We start from the raw sequence: 18,129 nt of genomic DNA, 5'->3' as shown, positions 1-18,129 counted from the left end.
GTCATTTTTTTAATTAATTTTTGTTTTCTGGTGTCTATTTACAGCAATAAGCACTAAAATAATCGCTAGAACTTCAGTTAATGCTAAGACTAAAGAAACTCCTGTTGCTTTAATCATTGGTGAAATCGAAACAAGTAAACCGGCAAGAATGGAGGCAATCGGCATCTTAATTGCGGCAACGCCATTGTAAGAACCAATTTTTTCTGGATTCATCAAATCTGCACCTAAAGTTTGAACACTTGGTGTATAAACAATTTCACCTAAAGTATAAACAATTCCGGCAATGAAAATAGGCGTAAACGTCGTTGTCAAAAATGAAAAAATCATCCCAATTGCCATAAATAAACTTCCCCAAATAAATCCTTTTTGGTGTGACCAGTCCTTGGTCAATCGATTTAGGGTGGTCATTAATAAGACGACTAATACACAAGCTAAAATCAAATAAATCGTAAGCATCCGTTGTCCATAGATTTCAAAACCAAAAAAAGTGATTGTTTTAAAACTATTTGATAAATGAACAGGCAAAAAATTGTCAAATTGCATGATAATAAAAGTAGTCGCAATATTAGCACCCATAAAAATCATGTAAGTTTTATCTTGTAGCACTGTCTTATAGGCCTGAAAAATATTTTCTGCTTCTTCTTTGGCCTTTACAATCGGTCTAAAAGTCTCAGTCATTACAAAAGTGGTTAAGAAAAATGAGACTAAGACAGTTAAAAGTAATATCACTAAAAGTGCTTCAAATGCTGGTCTAAAAAGCCAAGCACCTAATGCTGCTCCTAAAATAACTGACAAGTTTTGCGCCCAATAATCCAACATAAAAACAACTTTACGATTTTCAGCATTTGATGCATCAATAATCATGGCATTTCCTGCAGTAATCACAAGATTATAACCAAAACTAATCAGCAAAAAAGCAATAAAAGTTGACCAAGGATTCACGTGACCTGGTAAGTTTGAGGCAATGGCTAAAAGAGCTCCCAAAAGTTGAATCACTGTCCCAAAAACCATCACTGGTTTTCGACCATTTCGGTCAGCAAAAAAACCTGCAAGAATTCCTGCGACAAAAGTGGCTACTGCAGATAAGGCAAGCAAAATCCCTGTAATTGCACTTCCCAAATGTTGATTATAATAAATGGTCATTGAAGAAAAAACGGTGCCATATGAAAAGGCACCTAAAAAAACAATTCCTAAACGGAGTTGCAAATTTTTGTCTAAATTCCAAAACTCTTTCATATTATTCCTTAAATTCTTTTAAATTTTCTAAATTTATTAATTTATCTATAATTGTAGCATATTTATACTTCTAAAACTAGATGAATTACAGCTTTATCAAAATAATTCTTCTACTTATATCAATTTTTGTTAAAATAAACTGTAACCAAACTTAATTTGATTTGTTATATATATGAGAGAGGAGAAAATGGTGAATTTAAAAGAATATGAAAATGACGTCAATGATTATGCGATAGAAATCACTAAATACCTTATCTCTCGTGGAAGTCAGTTGGTTGACGCCGAAGATGCCGTACAGGATACTCTGGTTAAAATTTTAAGTCTGGATATTTTCATTGAACCTGACAAATTACGGGCTTTTATGTATCGAACATCTATCCGAACTTATATTAATAGTTATAATCGGAGTAAACATTATCAAAAAATTATTAAAAATTTGGAAAAAGAATTGGAAACAGCAGCTTTTTTAGTTGAGTCTAGCCCACTTCCAAAAATCATTGAACAACTTCCACCTTATTATAAAAAGCTTTTAAATGCATACTATTACGAAAATTGTTCGACTAAACAGCTTGCAGAATATTTTGAATGTAGTTTAAGCAAAATCAAAATCGACCTTTATCGAGCTCGAAAAAAGCTTAAAAAACAACTTGAAAAAGCTGGTTATGACCAGTGGCTCCTCTAATCGTCTCATGAAAGGATTTAAAAATGCATACTCTCTTAATTTTCCCTTACTTTGTCTTAGCTATCACTTTATTTTTCGGACTGATTCGTCTATTTATTTTTGTGATCAATAAAACACGGCACAAACTTCAAACAACTGAATCTATTTCTAATCTCAACAAAGATTTTCATAATTTTGCCCTAAAAACAAAAATAAAACGTTGGGGGTTAACTACTTGGATTGCTTTGACTGTATTTTCAGCGTTTATAGTTATTGGTTGGCGAGTGAACTCTGCTATCATGGAAAAAAATTTCTTTAAAACTTTTGATTACTCTACAGCTATTTTCACCGCTTCCGCCCCAAATGTTGCTTATAATAATCAGGTTATCGATAATTATGGCGTGTTTAGTTCTAATCTTCATTCAGATACTTATAAAGATATTGATGGTTATCCTGTGCCCTGGGAATCTTATAATTTTTCCTTTAATGTTTCAAATGTTGGGGGCTTAAATCTTAATACCTTGAGTCCGTCAGTAAATTCAAATGCCTATTTTACCCAAACAACTAATCAAAAAATTGCTAGTTTTTTCTCTACAAATACCAACTACAAATCGAAAGATTATTATGGAATTCTGCCTACCCATGATGCAGACAAAATTTCACAACTTTCAAACCACGTGGCGGAAGTTGCTGTCACCTTTGATAAAGCTTATAGTTACAACGAAATCCAAAAAATGATTCCCAAGAATCTTTTAATTAATTGGTATTGGATTGGTTACAATGATTCGAAATCTCTTGATGCTGCTGGACAAACAAACTGGTTTGGCTTGATGAGTAACAGCAATTATGCTGAAAATGGTAATAATTCACAGCTCACTGGAAAATTAGACAATACTACTTATCAAGATTTTAAAAAGTCAGTAGCTGCTATTGCGAAAAAGAACCAAATCACAATTAACGACTTTAGCCCAAGTAAAGATGCACTTAAACAAGTTAAAAAATATCCTACTCTTAAATCAGCTAAATTTTCGGGGGTCATTTTAACAGGACAAACTAAGAATTTTGCGAATTTTGATAAAAATTCTTGGGTTTATGCAAGTAATGTTGGCCTCACAGTAGAACTTCGCCCTGATATTAAGCCACTTAAATAATAATTTTACTGACAGGATTTATCAGTAAGAAATGAATACAAAAAATCACTGACAGAAATCTTGTCAGTGATTTTTATGACACTTTTAATCAAAGATTAAAGGCGGTCATTCAATTCTTTGCTGAGTTCTTCAAATCCTGGTTTACCAAGAAGAGCGAACATATTTTTCTTGTAAGCTTCAACACCTGGTTGGTTGAATGGGTTAATTCCGTTCAAGTAACCAGAAACACCGATAGCAAGTTCAAAGAAGTAAATTGCATATCCAAGTGTGAATTCGTCTTGTTCAGGCAATGTCACGATCATGTTTGGAACATTTCCGTCAGTGTGAGCAAGAAGCACGCCGTCAGCTGCTTTTTTGTTAACGAAGTCAACATCTTTACCTTGCAAGTATCCAAGTCCATCAAGGTCAGCGTCAAGTTCTGGAATGTTGATGTTTTTACGTGGTTTTTCAATACGGATTGCTGTTTCAAAAACAGTACGTGTTCCTTCTTGAATCCATTGTCCTAATGAGTGAAGGTCTGTTGAGAAGTTAGCTGAAGTTGGGTAAATTCCTTTTTGGTCTTTCCCTTCTGATTCACCAGCCAATTGTTTCCACCATTCTGAGAAATATTGAAGGCTTGGTTCGTAATTGATCAAGATTTCTGAGAATTTACCTTTACGGTAAAGGATATTGCGAAGTGCAGCATAGGCGTAAGCATCATTTTCATGAACATTTGTAGAAGTGTATTCTTTACGCGCAGCGTTAGCACCTTCCATCAAAGCTGTGATATCAGCACCTGAAGCTGCAATTGGCAAAAGTCCAACAGCTGTCAATACTGAGAAGCGTCCACCAACTGAATCTGGAACAACAAAAGTTTCCCAGTTGTTTGCGTCAGCATTAACTTTTACAGCACCTTTTTCTTTATCAGTTGTTGCGTAAATACGTTTGTTTGCTTCTTCACGACCGTATTTTTTAACTAACATTTCTTCGAAGACACGGAAAGCAATCGCTGGTTCTGTTGTTGTACCTGATTTAGAGATTACATTTACAGAGAAATCTTTGTCAGCAACGTAATCTACAAGGTCAGCCAAGTATGATGAAGAAATTGAGTTACCAGCATAAAGAATACGTGGTGCTTTACGTTCTTCGGCAGTTTGCAAGTTAACAAAGCTGTTGCTCAAAAAGTCAATTGCTGCACGTGCACCGAGGTATGAACCACCGATACCGATAACAATAAGAACTTCTGAATCAGATTGAATTTTTTTAGCTGCTTTTTGAATACGAGCAAATTCTTCTTTGTCGTAATCTTCAGGAAGGTCAAGCCATCCGATATAATCGCTCCCAGCACCTTTTCCTTCGTGGAGCAATTTAGCTGCCCCGTCGATTTGCCATTGGATTTCGTCTAATTCATTTTCAGCTACAAATGGAGTGAGTTTTGAATAGTCAAATTTAATATGAGCCATTTTAATTCCTTTCAATTTCTCGCTTTTTACGAGAATTTAGCTATTGAAGAACGACAACTTTTGCATTGTTTTATCTTCGAATTTTCTAGTTCATTTTATCACTTTTTCGGCTTTTTAACAATACTAAAGGTTATGTAAGCGCTTATTTGTTTAGCTTTCTATCTGTGAAACTTTTCCAGCTTTGGGACAGCTTTTTTTATAAAAATTTAGTTTAAGATTTCAATGAATATTTATTGTTATTAAAAGATTTACTGATAAGCTAACTCCTAACACTTTTAAGGGTGTCAAATCTCTTTGACGACTGACAAATCAGTCTTTCATGTAAATTTTTGCTAAAATATTAATGATGAAATATACATTTGAAATTGACCTTGACCGTTATAAAAATCTAGCCCAACAAAAACAAAAGACACATAAGAAATTTTTAGCTGGACTTGCCAAAAAACCACCAAAGCAATTAGATAAAATCGTTAAAGAAGTTCATGAAGAGGTTTTTTTAGAAATTGATTGCACCAAATGTGCTAATTGTTGCAAAACCTTAGGCCCTCTTTGGACAGAGGCCGATATTGAACGCGTCGCCAAACATTTAAAAATGAAAGTGAGTGACTTTGAAGCCGCATATCTCCGAACTGACGAAGATGGTGACAAAGTTTTTCAAACCATGCCTTGTCAGTTTCTTGGTTCTGACAATCTCTGTAGCATTTACGAAGTTCGTCCTAAAGCTTGTCGCGAATTTCCCCATACTGACCGTAAAAAGATTTATCAAATCAATAATTTAACGATAAAAAATACACTTTACTGTCCAGCAGCTTATGAATTTGTTGAGAAATTATCTTATAGACTCAAATAAAAATTACTGACAGGTCTGTCAGTAATTTTTTTATTATGCCAAAAGTTCTTTCAAAGCTTCTTTTGTATCTGTCAGTGAATGTCCCAAGACTTTTTCAAAATCTTTAGATTCCACATCTAAATCTTTTGCTTCAATATCTTTTTGGAAGCCGAGGAAAAGTTCCGCTACAAAATCTGGAAGTCCAGTTTCAACTAAATGACTGACAAAAGTTTTGTCATCAGCAGCGACTACTTCAAATTCCTTATCAGAAACTGCTTTTAGTGCTTGAGCAAGTTCGGCGTAAGTCAATATTTTTCCTGAAAGCTCCAAAACTTCTGGAAAATCTGCTCCAGCAAGTGCTTTTGCTCCAACTTCTGCATATTCGCGTTTCAAAGCCCAGCCCACTTTACCTGTTGGTGCATTGTAAACAAATTTTCCAGTTGAAAGTGCAGCAGCAATAATTGGCATTTCATTTTCAAAGTACCAATTATTACGTAAAAATGTGTGAGCAATTCCTGATTTTTCAATCGCCTTTTCAGTATAGATGTGGTCAGCAGCTAAGTCACTTGTTGCCCTTTCTGCTTGAGGAAAACTTGTATAAGCAATATAAGAAATTCCAGCACTTTTGGCTGCATCAACAACATTTTGATGCTCAGCTTGACGATTTCCCGGCGCTCCTGAAACAAAAAGCAAACGGTCAATTCCTGTAAATGCTTGTTCTAAAGCAGTTAAATCTGAATAATCTGCCAAACGTACATCGAAACCTGCCGCTTTGAGTGGGGCTGCTTTTTCTTCTGTGCGAGCCAAAACTGCAATATCAGAAATTGGAACCAATTCTTTCAAAAATCCGAGTGCATAAGTACCGTATCCACCTGTCGCACCTGTTACTAAATATTTCATGTTAAATCCTCCATTTATTTATTATTTTTTATATTTTAAAGTAGCTTGCTTTTTTGACTACCTAAGTGTATAATATCATTGTACTATCACTATGTAAAGTAAGCACTTGAAAGTTAGATACACCCCTTTTAGATACTATTGTATAATATCAACGATTTGAGGTAATAAAAAAATGAAAAAAATTTCTGAACTTCCAGATTGTCCTGTTGAAACAGCACTTGTTTTGATGGGCGACCGTTGGAAAATGCTCATTGTCCGTGATTTATTAGAGCGAACCATGCGCTTTGGCGAACTTCAACGTTCAGTTGGACATATTTCACAAAAAGTTTTGACCCAACATTTACGTGCCCTCGAAGAAAGCGGGCTAGTTCATCGTGAAGTCTATGCAGAAGTACCCCCTCGTGTTGAATATTCACTGACAGAACTTGGAAGAACCCTCAAGCCCATCCATGATACGATGGCAGCTTGGGGAAATCTTTATAAAAAAGAAATCAGCAAAGCTTAAAGATAAAAATTACTGACAGGAAATTCTGTCAGTAATTTTTGTTTAATTATTTATAAATTTCTGCGCACTTTTTCCTAAAAAGAATTATAATAAAAGTAAGTATGGATGTTTGATGATGAAAAAAAATACTAAATTTTATAAATTTGGTCTTATCCTTAGTATCTTCTTAGTGTTTTTAATGTCTGTCAGTACAATTATTTGCTCAATCTTATCTGTAAATTTCGTCAGAATTTCTGCTGCCTTAGAATGCTTTAGCATTGCATTACTACTCTTCTTTTTTCAAAAATATGGCGAACAAACGGTCAGCAAAGAAACTGATTTCTGGATTCCACGAAAATTTGGTTTAGGTATGAGTATCAATCCTCATACAAAGGCAAGTAAAAGAATGACTACTTTTCTTATTTGCTTTCTTGTCTTCGCTGGATTCTTATTAATATTTTTGTAGAAAAAAACCAGTAGCTTTTGAGCTACTGGCTTTTTATTTATGATTAGTTTTCTTTCAATTCTGCAATACGAGCTTTCACAGTATCGAATTTCTCTTGATAATCGGCTAATTTATCTTTTTCTTTTTGAACAACTTCTGCTTTAGCATTCGCAACAAAACGTTCATTACCCAATTTTTTATTCACTAAATCTAACTCTTTTTGCCATTTGGCAAGTTCTTTTTCAAGTCGAGCAATTTCTTCTTCGATGTTAATCAAACCAGCCAATGGTAAGTATAATTCTGCTCCAGTAATGACCGCTGACATCGCTTGTTCTGGAACCGCCAAGTCTTTAGCAATTGTTAATTCTGAAGGATTAGTGAAACGGCTGATATAAGGAGAAACAGCATTCAAGAAATCTGCATGTTCAGATTTAATCAACATTGGGACAGCTTTAGACAATGGAGTATTAACCTCAGCACGAATATTACGAACGGCTGTAATTAATTCGATTAACATCACCACACCTTCGCTTGCCTTGTCATCATTAAATTCTGGACGTACTTTTGGATATTCGGCAACAACAATTGAGCCAGAAGTATTTGGTAATTTTTCAAAGATTTCTTCAGTGAAGAAAGGCATAATTGGGTGTAATAGACGTAAAACTTGATCTAAAACATGGAGCAATACTGCACGTGTAATGTCTTTTTCAGCTTCATCCTCACCAAACATAACTTCTTTTGTTAATTCCAAATACCAGTTTGCAAACTCATCCCAAATGAAATTGTAAAGAATATGACCAGCGACACCAAATTCAAATTTATCCATTTGTTCAGTCACGCGCTCAACAGTATCATTCAAACGTGTTAAAATCCAACGGTCAGTGACATTACCAGCAGTTTTATTTGCAACTTTTGTCAAAGCCGAAGAAACAGCATCAGCGCTGACATCTTCTGCATTCATCAAAATATAACGTGAAACATTCCAAATTTTATTGATGAAATTCCAAGCGGCATCCATTTTATCATAAGAAAAACGTACATCTTGTCCTGGTGCAGAACCATTTGATAGGAACCAACGGAGTGCATCTGTTCCATATTTTTCAATCACATCCATTGGGTCAATTCCGTTACCAAGCGATTTAGACATTTTACGTCCTTCTTCGTCACGAATCAAACCATGAATTAAAGCACGTTTAAATGGTGATTTACCTGTAAATTCCAAACCTTGAAAAATCATACGTGAAACCCAGAAAGGAATAATATCATAACCGGTTACTAAAGTTGATGTTGGATAGTAGCGTTTGAAGTCTTCTGCATTTTCATCCGGCCACCCCATCGTGCTAAAAGGCCACAAAGCTGAACTAAACCAAGTATCAAGTACATCAGCATCTTGTGTCCAACCTTCTCCCTCAGGTGCTTCTTCACCAACATACATTTCACCCGCTTCATTATACCAAGCTGGAATTTGATGCCCCCACCAAAGTTGACGTGAAATAACCCAATCATGAACATTTTCCATCCATTGCAAGTAAGCATCACCAAAACGTGGTGGATAGAAAGCGACCACATCATCCGTTCCATCTTTTTTTCGTTGATGAGCAATTGCATTCTTAGCTAATTCGTCCATTTTGACAAACCATTGTGTTGATAAACGTGGTTCAACAACCACTCCTGTTCGCTCTGAGTGCCCAACTTCATGGCGGACTGGTTTTATATCAACCAACTGCCCCAATTCCTTGAGGTCAGCAACAATTTGTTTGCGGGCTTCAAAACGGTCAAGTCCTTCATATTTTCCACCATTTTCATTGATGGTTCCGTCATTATTCATCATGTTAATCATTGGCAAATCATGACGCATCGCAACTTCAAAGTCATTAGGATCATGAGCAGGTGTAATTTTTACAACCCCAGTTCCTTTTTCCATATCAGCATGGTCGTCTGTCAAAATCGGAATGACACGATTAATGATTGGGAGGATAACATTTTTGCCCACTAAATGTTTATAGCGTTCATCTTTTTCATTGACGATAACAGCTGTATCACCAAGGAAAGTTTCTGGACGTGTTGTGGCGATTTCAACAAACTCATCACTTCCTTCAATTTGGTAAGTGATGTGGTAAAAAGCCCCATCAATTTCTTTGTGAATGACTTCAATGTCTGACAAAGCAGTCATCGCTTTTGGATCCCAGTTGATGAGTTTTTCACCACGGTAAATCCAACCTTTATTGTAAAGTTGAACAAAAACTTTACGAACCGCTTGTGAAAGGCCTTCATCAAGAGTAAAACGTTCACGAGAATAATCCACTGAAATCCCCATTTTACCCCATTGTTCCTTGATTGTTGTGGCATATTCATCTTTCCACTCCCAAACTTTATCAAGGAATTTTTCACGTCCAAGGTCTTGTGGTAAAATACCATCTTCAGCAAGGCGGGCAGCAACTTTTGCTTGAGTGGCAATCCCCGCATGGTCCATTCCTGGCAACCAAAGCGTATCAAAACCTTGCATCCGTTTTTGACGGATGATGATGTCTTGCAAAGTTGTATCCCAAGCATGACCCAAGTGGAGTTTTCCTGTCACATTTGGTGGTGGAATAACGATGCTATAAGGCTCTGCATCAGGATTTCCAGAAGGTTTGAAAACATCAGCTTCAAGCCATTTTTCGTAGCGTCCTGCTTCAACCTCTGTCGGGTTGAATTTTGGGGTTAGTTCGTTTGTCATGTTTTTCTCCTTTGGGTACAAAAAAAGCACCCTGATTTATTCTCCAGGGTGCTTCCGCACGGTACCACCTGATTTTCGTCAATTGACGACACTCATTTTATGCCATAATTTTCTTGAAATGACGCAACCTTCATAAAGTTTGACTGAACACTTTCACCAACCGTGTTCTCTCTATAAGTCTTGCTTTATTACTCCTCGTCAACTTGTTTTTATTTTAGCAGAATTCTTGTTTTTTTACAAGATACTTCTAAATTTTTATTTTTCTTTAATGATTTCTAAAAAATGCTCCAAGCCTTCTTTGGCTTGAATTTGCTGATTACATTGTTCAGAATCTAAGCAAATATAGGTGCCATTTTTAGTATAGGTCCCGTCAGCGCCTCTTTTTGTTGTCGCTAGAAATTGAGTGACAATACTTGTTTTTTGGCAAATGGCACAGATATTTTTCATACTGCCAGAGATATTGCCATAGAAACCACGCCCGTCAGCGGTCAAAAGATATTTTCGGCCGCTTGAAACTTCATTCCAAGCAAAGTAAGTGACATCACGTAAGTCCCATTGACTTGTCGCTGGAATTTTTAACTTTTTAACTTTTTTGAAAGCTTTTTTCATTTGAGATTCACTCGGTAAATGAAAAGCTTCGACTAAAGTTTTAAGTTCTGTCAGTAATTTTTCAGCTTGTTCTCTTGATAATTTAGGATTATCAATGGCTGATAAATATTCTTGGATAGCAACTTTTACTGACAGATTATTTTCACTGACAAGGCTGTCAGCATTTTCAGCGATTTGCAAAATTTCTGTGGCGACTTGGGCGTAAACTGCCTCAACTGTCGATTTATCATTGACAGAGTGATAGACATTGACGAGGTCAAAGGTCAGGTATTTAATTCGATTATATTCATATGGTTTTAACATTTTCTTATTCCTTAAGATGTGAACCCGACTGCTTTGAAGTTATGAAAATTGAGAAAATGCGGTTCTGTGCAAGGCACAAGTTCCTTTTTGTCCATTTTCATCCACTTCAAGGAGGGTGAACTCAATTTGTTCTTATCCGCAAAGAAATAAGACTTTGCGGTAATCTAAGCGAGAGCTCTTACTCGCACTTGATTACCAACCATCTTCTTAAAATTCATTTGAATCTCCTTTTATCTAATAGTTAGAAGTCACTTCTCTAAAAATAGAAGTCACTCATTAAAATGTTTTTGTTCCAAAATCTGGAACGTCATGGAAATCTTTACCATTTTTGTAGTTTTCAAATTTTCCTTGCAAAAATTGGTAAGCGTCTAAACGACTTTCATAGCGAATAGCAGCTTCTTTCGCTTCTTTTTTACCGTCTTCTGTGGCAATTTTTTCAGCTGCTTTCATGGCAAGTTCAGAAATTTGAACTTGTTGGTCCACCCATTCTTGAAAATCTTTTAAAAAATTTTGTTCGTAAGTCATTTTTTCTCCTATTAAAATTCAGAGCTGTCGGCTCATCATTATCTTTTGGGTTTGATTAAATCATAGCTTTGCTCAACCATTTTGCAAACTTGCTCATCAGCAACATCTCCACCAAGTAAAACATCGTTCCAATGCGTTTTATTCATGTGAAATGCTGGATTAATATCCACAAAGAAATCTCGCAATTCGATTGCGATTTCTGGCTTCTGCTTAATTGCGATATTGACTCGGCCTTCTCGCTCAGAAATATAAGCAAATGATTTTTTATTCTTTAAATGTCGCATCACTACCGTTGGCTGACCCTTCTCCATTTTGGCAAAGGGAGTATCTGCAAAAGTCGGCCCAAGAGACAAGCAAAAATCAATAAGTTCTTTTTTATTCATCTATTTATTAAGCTCCAATTGATAAGCAAAACGGTCACCTTCAAATTGAACAAGTCCTCGTTTTACAAAGCCTTCACGTTCAAAGACATGTTGCATCAATTTATTGACCGGGTGGGTATCTAGGCGAAAATCAGAGTATCCTTTAGATAACATCAAGGTAAAAATATTTGAAAATAGATATCTTGTCAAAGATTGTCCACGAAATTCGTTAGACAAAGCAATTCGATGAATGGTCACATAATCAAAATTTTGATTTGACCAAGCGCCGTCAGTAATTTGAGTATAAGCTGGTTCTTCACCTGTAATAATTGCACAATAACCGGCTATTTTATCATCAACTAACAAGACATAGGCCTGTTCTTTCGCAAAATCCTCTTCAATATCAAAAACTGCTGGATAAGCATTTTGCCATTGGTCACTCCCAGAATCAGCCAAAAAAGTTCTTGCTTCTTCAATAATTTTCATAATTGACAGCAAATCTTTCGGGCCTGCTTTTCTCATATAAATCATATAAAACCTCGGATTTTTTCCATTTTATCATAAAAATAATTAATGACAGAACCGTCAGATTTACTGACGGCTCTTTTTATTGACAGTATCATCAACTTTCCTATCAAATCTCTTATCTGTCAGTAAATCTAATTTTTTTAGATGTCACAAAACGCTAGTCTAAAGAAATTTCTGGATTTTCTCTAGTGACTAGGAGTACCTGTGCCGTTCCCCCTAAATATTTTTCACTCAATTCAGCTAATTTTTGAGTTGCAGCATCTAGAACTTCACCGCGTTTAGGGTCAACAGATTCAATAATCAAAAAAGCATTTTTGGTTTGTTCTGTCAGCATCGTTCTTTGACCATCACGCCAATTCCATGAGCGACAAACTGCCCCTTCATCATCAAGATAGCAGATTTCACCAGGCAAAGCATTATCAGCTTCATCATCACCCAAAGCCAAGAAATGTTCGCCACCAACAGCTTTTGTCAAACGTAGATTTCCTGCAAAAGTATCAATATCCTCACCACCAGCAGGTAGCCCATAGTTCAAGCTAATACTATTGTAAATATCAACCAAAGGATTAATCGAACCCACAGCTTTACCTTTATCTACTCGTTTAAGCAGATTTTCAATCGAACTTCTAGCCCCTTTTTTTGTTTTAAATTTTTGATAAGCCTTGCGCCAAACAGAGACTACAGGATTTTCACTAAAAACAGCCGCTTCTAAAAATTGCTCTGCATTTTCATTCGCCTCATCAAGATTTTTTTTGATTTCAGCACTTGATTCCATACTATTATCAATATTTTTAGCTAAAACAATTCCGATTTTTGTCTCAGGAAAAAGTTCCCAAAATTCAGGTTCAACAATAAATTTTTTCATAATTTTTTCTTACTTTTCTAATTTTAACTATAAAATTTACTGACGAAAATCTTGTCAGTAAAATACGACTGAATAAGGAGTATTTTATCTGTGGATAAAGAATGAACAGCGGAGCTGGTCATCCTATCATTCGTCAGCGAGTGAATCGAGCATTTTAGTTGTGGATAAAAGAATGAACAGCAAAGCTGAGCGTTCTATCCATCGTCAGCGATTGAACAACGGGCAGGTAAATCGTAATTAAAAGAATGAACAACTAAAATATCCATTCTGTCAGTAAATTTTCACTTAAACTTTAGCTGCTAGCAACTAATAATTCTGTCAGCAAAATTTCTCAATATTTACCATATTTTTGCGGACGGCGTCCACGTTTTTTACCTCTAGCAAAAGCTTCAGCTTTACGTTCTTCTTCCAAATGTTCAAATTTAACAATTTTCAAAGGTTCATCGCGTTTTGTCAATTTAACAACTGCTTCAGTTCTTGCTGTATGTGGGAACATGTCCACTGATTGGACGTATTCTACTTTGTAATAATTGGCCAAAACGACTAAATCTTTTGCCAAAGTTGAAACGTTACAGCTGACATAAACCATTTTTTCCGGTGGGAATTTAGTAATTGTTTCAAGCAATGCATCATCAAGCCCCGTACGTGGTGGGTCAACAATCATTGCAGTTGCCCTATGACCAGATTTGTTCCAATTTGGAATAATTCGCTCAGCTTTACCAATTTCATAGTGGCAATTTTTAAGCCCCAAACGTTTGGCATTTTCACGCGCATCAAAAATTGATTCTGGTGTAATATCCATTCCATGAACCGATTTTACTTTTTTAGCCACCGCAAAACCAATCGTACCTACACCACAATATGCATCAATGACACGGTCATCTTTTTTAGGATTCAAAGCCTTAACTGCTTCACCATAAAGTACATTGGCTTGCTCAGAGTTCAATTGGTAGAAAGCACGAGGACTTAATTCAAATTCATAATCCAAAACGCCTTCGGTAATTGTTTCTTTTTCATTGAACAAAATTTGTGTGCGTTCGCCATAGATTTCACTGGTTTTTCTTGGGTGGAAATTGACCGCAACCGTCACAATTTCTTCAAATTCTTCTGTCAGTGCTGACAACATTTTATCAAATTTAACAAAAGAATTTTTTTGACGTTTTGAAGGTTCTTCACGTGATTCAGGCCAAACTTGTCCGTCCAAAATAATTGGTGTTGAAGTCACAAAAATAATTTGTACTTCACCTGTTTTTTGTGAACGACGAACCATGACCGTACGAATTCCGCCGATTTTACGTTCATCATATACAGGTAAATCAAATTTTTCAATCAAACGGCAAATGTGATTGATAATTTCTTGGGTTTTGGGATCTTGAACCAAACAGTTATCTAGGTTAACCAAATGATGTGTTCCTTCTTGATAAAGTCCCGCAATCACTGTTCCGTCATTCAAACGACGCACTTGGAACTGCAATTTGTTACGATAACCAAGTGTATTTTCCATTCCCAAAGTCGCACGTAATTCATAATTACGCCACCCTGCTGGTTTATATTTTTCTAAAGCTTGACGCATAACATCACGCTTAAATTCTAATTGCATTGGATAAGAAAGATGCATGATGTGAGATTGACTCATTTCATGATAAGCTCTATCCTGTGGTTTCACACGGTTTGGTGATTTTTCAATAATCTTAACCAATTTTGCACGACTAAAATTTCTAGCATTTTCAGTAATTTCAACTAAAACTTCTTCACCTGGAAGTGCATAAGGAATAAAAACAAGTCGTCCTGAAATGACGCCAATTCCTTCCCCATTTATTCCCATTCGCTCGATTTCGAGTTGAAGTTTCTGTCCTATTTTTAAATTTATCATTTGTTAATTATTTTCCCTCTAGTTCGTCAATTAAATGACCATTTTCAATCCATTATAAAAAATCACTAATAAAGGATTGTGTGATACACTATTATAACATTTCACAATTTCTTTTTGTAGTCTTTTTCTACTTGAATCCTAAAAGATTTGAACTTATTTTTTCATCTATGAATATTACTCTCCAAATAAAAAGCCTGACACTGTCAGACCTTTTATTTTTTCTTTAATTATTGTTTTCTACGTCTAAGTAAAAGAGCAAGTGGCGAAATAATCACTGCCATAATTCCTAGCAGAGTCAAAACAATTTGTGATTTTTGACTATCACCAGTACTTGGAAGAACATCTGTTGGCTTACTATCTTTTACAGCCTTAGCCGTAGGTGTTTTTGATTGATTATTAGATGGTTGACTTGGTTTATCTGGGTGAACTGGAGGAACGATAATTCCTGCAGGCACCTTATGATAAACGACAATTCTTTCAATGTCCGCTGTATCTACCGTAATTCCTGTCATTTCATCAATCTTAAGTTGACTTGCGATGTAATCTTTAATGATTGGCGAAAGAACTGCAGCAAATCTTCCACCGTTATCAGCTGTCCAGTCACTATAAGTTTTCTCACCCGTCACTTTGTCAGTAGTGATTGTCCGACTAAAGACAATTGTTGCCTTATAGTTGTCAGCAGCCTTATCCCCATTATCATAAACATAATGAATGACTTCATTAACTGATTTATTTTCCGTCTCAACTACTGTGCCATGTTTTAGTCTCACAATATAATGTTGAGGGTCATCAGCAAATTTAGTTCCATCTTTTGGATAATCATCAGAAATTAATTCGTAGCCCTTATCTGTATAAGATTTAATCGTATCAGCCGTTGTATAACCTGAATCATCTCCAGTTCCACCAGACAAATCTTTTTTACTTAAAGTCTGTCCCGTTGTTTGGTCAATATAAGTAACATCAATAGTTCCTTGATTTCGAGTATAAACATAGTTTACAGTTTGGTCATTGACAGCATAATTTCCCGAAGTTGTTGCTCCATTTGAAGCCTTAAAGGTATAGCCTGGAATAGTTTTTTGACTTGTCGTATACGGAGTGTTAATATCACCACTTGTTGTTTCTGACGGAGCAATCGTGTTTCCTTGTTCATCCACATAATTAGCAATAACAGTACCTTGAGCTACCGTATAAGTAAAATTAACATTACGCAGTTGTTGCAAATTCATTTGGGCACCAGTTGAGGCCGCAATTGAGAAAGACATCGCCTGATTTGTTCCAATGAAAGAAGAAACATCTTCCGTCCAAGTTTGACCACCATAAGTAATTGACATTACTTTCGTCTCACCATTATAGCTCATTTTAAAGTCCACAAAATTATTATTAAACGGATCAGAAATTTTCTTACCAGTGGCAGCAATTGTCTTAGCTTGTCCATTCAAGCCATCAACAAATGCCCCAAAAGACTGACCTGAAAAATCTTTCGGGTCAGGTGTAAAGCTTGCTTCACCATCCTTATTGAAGTAAGTATCAAGCTTAAAGCCAAAGGCCCCCGGAACCCCACCAATACCCGCTGCACCACCAGGCGCACCTACAACGTTCGTATCTCCTGGGTGGAAAAGGAAACCGACACCATCAGCACCACCGCTTCCCTGTGATTTATCTCCTAAATTAATTTTCCAGTAAAAGTAAAGTTTTGTGACATATCAACCTTAGTCATCAAGGTTACATTACACGCCTTACTTCCCTCGTTAGAGGTCAAAGTTTGCGTAAAAGTATCTGTATCATAAGGAAAGTTAGCGGCCGATCCGTTTCTTTGGAAATAATTTAAGAAGTTGGTTGGTAAAACTGTAACCTCTCTGGAAGTAGCGGCATAAACCCTCTGTATTTTAAAAGAGTTGGGGACGTTTGTTAAAACAACACCGCCACCCGCCAGAAGCGTTAAAGTTCCCATAGTTAAAAGAGCACTCGATTTTTTATTCATTTCTTCATCTCCGTCATATTTGTAGATTGTTTGTTATGTTTTTGCTACAAAAAGTGGAATGTATATGATATTTTGTATTTTAAGTATTACATCATTTAAATCCTATTATTTTTAAAAATAATACAAACTGTATAATACCAACGTTTAAACGGTATTTTTCTATAAGCTTACAAAAATAATCATCTTTTACAAACAGGTTTATAAACTACACTTTCATTTCACGTAATTGTTTTACTACATGATTTATAAGTGACAATTTTTAATTATTTTCGTATATAATATAGACATGGGAAAAATCACTGCAATAAAAAAATTAAAACGACTTTACCGCGTCGATTTATCTGGATTTGATGAAGAAAAAATATATCTTTCTGAGGATACAATTGTTCACTTTTTTCTAAATGTCGATAAAAAGCTCGCTGATGCAGATTTAGAAGAGATCCAATCTTATGACCAATTTGCTCAAGGAAAATCGCTAGCACTCTACTACATTTCCTTTAAAATGAGGACAAGTTCGGAAGTAAGAAAATATCTTAGTGAACACGAAATTGACAATACTGACCAAATTGACGAGGTCATAAATGTTCTTACAAAAAACAATCTAATTAATGATAAAGCCTACGCTGAAAATTTTATTGAAGGAAAAATTTCAATGGGAAGCGCTGGCCCCTATCAAATTAAACAGAAATTAATAACGAAGGGTATTGATCCCCTTATCATTGACCAAGCGCTTTCTAACATTTATGATGAGGAAAAACAAATAGATGTTGCCTACAAACTTGCCGAAAAAACAAACAGAACTTATGGGCAAAGATTGACCCTAAAACAGCTGAAAGATAAAATTATTCAAAACCTAATGAATAAAGGTTTTACGTATTCTATCTCTTCAATTGCTTTAGAATCACTTGAATTAGAAACAGATGAAGAAAATGAGACCCAACTTCTCTACACAGCACTAGAAAAAGTTGCCAAACGCTACAATAAAAACTATGAAGGATACGAGCGAAAGCAAAAAGTAACACAGGCTTTGGCTAGAAAAGGCTTTTCATATGATGATATTAGCAGTGCATTGCGTGATTATACATTTCCAGAATAAATAAAAAAAGGCCCGAGAGGTCTTTTTTATTTATTCATACATCCTATCTCTTGAATCTCGTTAGCGAGATAAAAAAAGAGGAGCCATAGCTCCTCCAGTTCACTTGGCCACTCGCCTATC

General features: G+C 35.7%; 17 protein-coding genes and 1 pseudogene. 6 read left to right on the top strand and 12 right to left on the bottom strand.

Going from position 1 to position 18,129, the window contains the following annotated elements; translation table 11 throughout:
- Positions 1-9: 9 nt before the first annotated feature.
- Positions 10-1,236, bottom strand: coding sequence for a multidrug efflux MFS transporter LmrP (gene lmrP, locus HFD15_RS12715; protein WP_012898648.1), 1,227 nt, complete (start codon positions 1,234-1,236; stop codon positions 10-12).
- Positions 1,237-1,423: 187 nt separating this feature from the next.
- On the opposite strand from lmrP, the gene HFD15_RS12710 reads away from it, so the two are divergent.
- Both HFD15_RS12710 and HFD15_RS12705 read left to right on the top strand, forming a co-directional pair.
- Positions 1,424-1,918 (top strand): RNA polymerase sigma factor, encoded by a 495-nt coding sequence (locus tag HFD15_RS12710; protein ID WP_058207973.1) that lies wholly within the window; start codon positions 1,424-1,426, stop codon positions 1,916-1,918.
- Positions 1,919-1,941: 23 nt separating this feature from the next.
- Positions 1,942-3,048, top strand: a complete 1,107-nt coding sequence (locus HFD15_RS12705) for an anti-sigma factor (protein WP_058207972.1) — start codon at positions 1,942-1,944, stop codon at positions 3,046-3,048.
- A 95-nt stretch (positions 3,049-3,143) separates the two neighbouring features.
- Here the strand turns inward: HFD15_RS12705 and HFD15_RS12700 are convergent, their stop codons facing one another.
- Positions 3,144-4,490: a glucose-6-phosphate isomerase gene (locus tag HFD15_RS12700; protein WP_010906353.1), complete on the bottom strand. Its 1,347-nt coding sequence runs from the start codon at positions 4,488-4,490 to the stop codon at positions 3,144-3,146.
- 343 nt (positions 4,491-4,833) lie between these two features.
- On the opposite strand from HFD15_RS12700, the gene HFD15_RS12695 reads away from it, so the two are divergent.
- Positions 4,834-5,340, top strand: coding sequence for a YkgJ family cysteine cluster protein (locus HFD15_RS12695; protein WP_017865183.1), 507 nt, complete (start codon positions 4,834-4,836; stop codon positions 5,338-5,340).
- A 33-nt stretch (positions 5,341-5,373) separates the two neighbouring features.
- Here the strand turns inward: HFD15_RS12695 and HFD15_RS12690 are convergent, their stop codons facing one another.
- Entirely contained in the window at positions 5,374-6,219 is an 846-nt protein-coding gene (locus HFD15_RS12690; RefSeq protein WP_023190251.1) for an NAD(P)H-binding protein, read from the bottom strand.
- A gap of 172 nt (positions 6,220-6,391) precedes the next feature.
- Here HFD15_RS12690 and HFD15_RS12685 point away from each other — a divergent pair, with 172 nt between their 5' ends.
- Positions 6,392-6,724: a helix-turn-helix domain-containing protein gene (locus HFD15_RS12685; protein ID WP_023164672.1), complete on the top strand. Its 333-nt coding sequence runs from the start codon at positions 6,392-6,394 to the stop codon at positions 6,722-6,724.
- A 112-nt stretch (positions 6,725-6,836) separates the two neighbouring features.
- Positions 6,837-7,169 (top strand): hypothetical protein, encoded by a 333-nt coding sequence (locus tag HFD15_RS12680; RefSeq protein WP_010906357.1) that lies wholly within the window; start codon positions 6,837-6,839, stop codon positions 7,167-7,169.
- A gap of 43 nt (positions 7,170-7,212) precedes the next feature.
- Here the strand turns inward: HFD15_RS12680 and HFD15_RS12675 are convergent, their stop codons facing one another.
- The 9 genes and pseudogenes from HFD15_RS12675 to HFD15_RS12640 form a co-directional block, all read right to left on the bottom strand.
- Positions 7,213-9,867 carry a valine--tRNA ligase gene (locus HFD15_RS12675; RefSeq protein WP_058207971.1) on the bottom strand — a complete coding sequence of 885 codons (2,655 nt, stop codon included), beginning with the start codon at positions 9,865-9,867 and terminating at the stop codon, positions 7,213-7,215.
- A gap of 255 nt (positions 9,868-10,122) precedes the next feature.
- Positions 10,123-10,779: a FusB/FusC family EF-G-binding protein gene (locus tag HFD15_RS12670; RefSeq protein ID WP_017865187.1), complete on the bottom strand. Its 657-nt coding sequence runs from the start codon at positions 10,777-10,779 to the stop codon at positions 10,123-10,125.
- A gap of 276 nt (positions 10,780-11,055) precedes the next feature.
- Complete coding sequence (locus HFD15_RS12665; protein ID WP_003132639.1) at positions 11,056-11,304, bottom strand: DUF1912 family protein; 249 nt, start codon at positions 11,302-11,304, stop codon at positions 11,056-11,058.
- A gap of 38 nt (positions 11,305-11,342) precedes the next feature.
- Positions 11,343-11,687, bottom strand: a complete 345-nt coding sequence (locus tag HFD15_RS12660) for an MmcQ/YjbR family DNA-binding protein (protein ID WP_003132638.1) — start codon at positions 11,685-11,687, stop codon at positions 11,343-11,345.
- The gene (locus HFD15_RS12655; protein ID WP_010906361.1) at positions 11,688-12,197 is read right to left on the bottom strand and encodes a GNAT family N-acetyltransferase; all 510 of its coding nucleotides are present in this window, start codon (positions 12,195-12,197) and stop codon (positions 11,688-11,690) included. It abuts the gene before it with no gap.
- A 154-nt stretch (positions 12,198-12,351) separates the two neighbouring features.
- Entirely contained in the window at positions 12,352-13,059 is a 708-nt protein-coding gene (locus HFD15_RS12650; RefSeq protein WP_021723350.1) for a B3/4 domain-containing protein, read from the bottom strand.
- A 331-nt stretch (positions 13,060-13,390) separates the two neighbouring features.
- Positions 13,391-14,932 carry a 23S rRNA (uracil(1939)-C(5))-methyltransferase RlmD gene (rlmD, locus tag HFD15_RS12645; RefSeq protein ID WP_058207970.1) on the bottom strand — a complete coding sequence of 514 codons (1,542 nt, stop codon included), beginning with the start codon at positions 14,930-14,932 and terminating at the stop codon, positions 13,391-13,393.
- A 227-nt stretch (positions 14,933-15,159) separates the two neighbouring features.
- The gene (locus HFD15_RS14425) at positions 15,160-15,444 is read right to left on the bottom strand and encodes an LPXTG cell wall anchor domain-containing protein (RefSeq protein ID WP_235586206.1); all 285 of its coding nucleotides are present in this window, start codon (positions 15,442-15,444) and stop codon (positions 15,160-15,162) included.
- Positions 15,445-15,519: 75 nt separating this feature from the next.
- Positions 15,520-16,883, bottom strand: a pseudogene (locus HFD15_RS12640) (MucBP domain-containing protein); the annotation flags it as partial.
- Between the two features lie 316 nt (positions 16,884-17,199).
- Between HFD15_RS12640 and recX the strand changes: the two are divergent.
- Positions 17,200-18,009: a recombination regulator RecX gene (gene recX, locus HFD15_RS12635; protein WP_023190243.1), complete on the top strand. Its 810-nt coding sequence runs from the start codon at positions 17,200-17,202 to the stop codon at positions 18,007-18,009.
- Positions 18,010-18,129: the final 120 nt, after the last annotated feature.

Source organism: Lactococcus sp. EKM203L (genome assembly GCF_011800585.1).
In the GTDB taxonomy this organism is placed as follows: Bacteria; Bacillota; Bacilli; order Lactobacillales; family Streptococcaceae; genus Lactococcus; species Lactococcus lactis.
Note: the sequence above shows the minus strand (reverse complement) of the source record. Positions and strands in the feature narration are given on the sequence as shown.

Excerpts from the sequence above, each read along its gene's own strand:
- lmrP (WP_012898648.1), bottom strand. The coding sequence starts at position 1,236 with ATGAAAGAGTTTTGGAATTTAGACAAAAATTTGCAACTCCGTTTAGGA.
- HFD15_RS12710 (WP_058207973.1), top strand. The coding sequence starts at position 1,424 with ATGGTGAATTTAAAAGAATATGAAAATGACGTCAATGATTATGCGATA.
- HFD15_RS12705 (WP_058207972.1), top strand. The coding sequence starts at position 1,942 with ATGCATACTCTCTTAATTTTCCCTTACTTTGTCTTAGCTATCACTTTA.
- HFD15_RS12700 (WP_010906353.1), bottom strand. The coding sequence starts at position 4,490 with ATGGCTCATATTAAATTTGACTATTCAAAACTCACTCCATTTGTAGCT.
- HFD15_RS12695 (WP_017865183.1), top strand. The coding sequence starts at position 4,834 with ATGATGAAATATACATTTGAAATTGACCTTGACCGTTATAAAAATCTA.
- HFD15_RS12690 (WP_023190251.1), bottom strand. The coding sequence starts at position 6,219 with ATGAAATATTTAGTAACAGGTGCGACAGGTGGATACGGTACTTATGCA.
- HFD15_RS12685 (WP_023164672.1), top strand. The coding sequence starts at position 6,392 with ATGAAAAAAATTTCTGAACTTCCAGATTGTCCTGTTGAAACAGCACTT.
- HFD15_RS12680 (WP_010906357.1), top strand. The coding sequence starts at position 6,837 with ATGATGAAAAAAAATACTAAATTTTATAAATTTGGTCTTATCCTTAGT.
- HFD15_RS12675 (WP_058207971.1), bottom strand. The coding sequence starts at position 9,867 with ATGACAAACGAACTAACCCCAAAATTCAACCCGACAGAGGTTGAAGCA.
- HFD15_RS12670 (WP_017865187.1), bottom strand. The coding sequence starts at position 10,779 with ATGTTAAAACCATATGAATATAATCGAATTAAATACCTGACCTTTGAC.
- HFD15_RS12665 (WP_003132639.1), bottom strand. The coding sequence starts at position 11,304 with ATGACTTACGAACAAAATTTTTTAAAAGATTTTCAAGAATGGGTGGAC.
- HFD15_RS12660 (WP_003132638.1), bottom strand. The coding sequence starts at position 11,687 with ATGAATAAAAAAGAACTTATTGATTTTTGCTTGTCTCTTGGGCCGACT.
- HFD15_RS12655 (WP_010906361.1), bottom strand. The coding sequence starts at position 12,197 with ATGATTTATATGAGAAAAGCAGGCCCGAAAGATTTGCTGTCAATTATG.
- HFD15_RS12650 (WP_021723350.1), bottom strand. The coding sequence starts at position 13,059 with ATGAAAAAATTTATTGTTGAACCTGAATTTTGGGAACTTTTTCCTGAG.
- rlmD (WP_058207970.1), bottom strand. The coding sequence starts at position 14,932 with ATGATAAATTTAAAAATAGGACAGAAACTTCAACTCGAAATCGAGCGA.
- HFD15_RS14425 (WP_235586206.1), bottom strand. The coding sequence starts at position 15,444 with ATGACAGGAATTACGGTAGATACAGCGGACATTGAAAGAATTGTCGTT.
- recX (WP_023190243.1), top strand. The coding sequence starts at position 17,200 with ATGGGAAAAATCACTGCAATAAAAAAATTAAAACGACTTTACCGCGTC.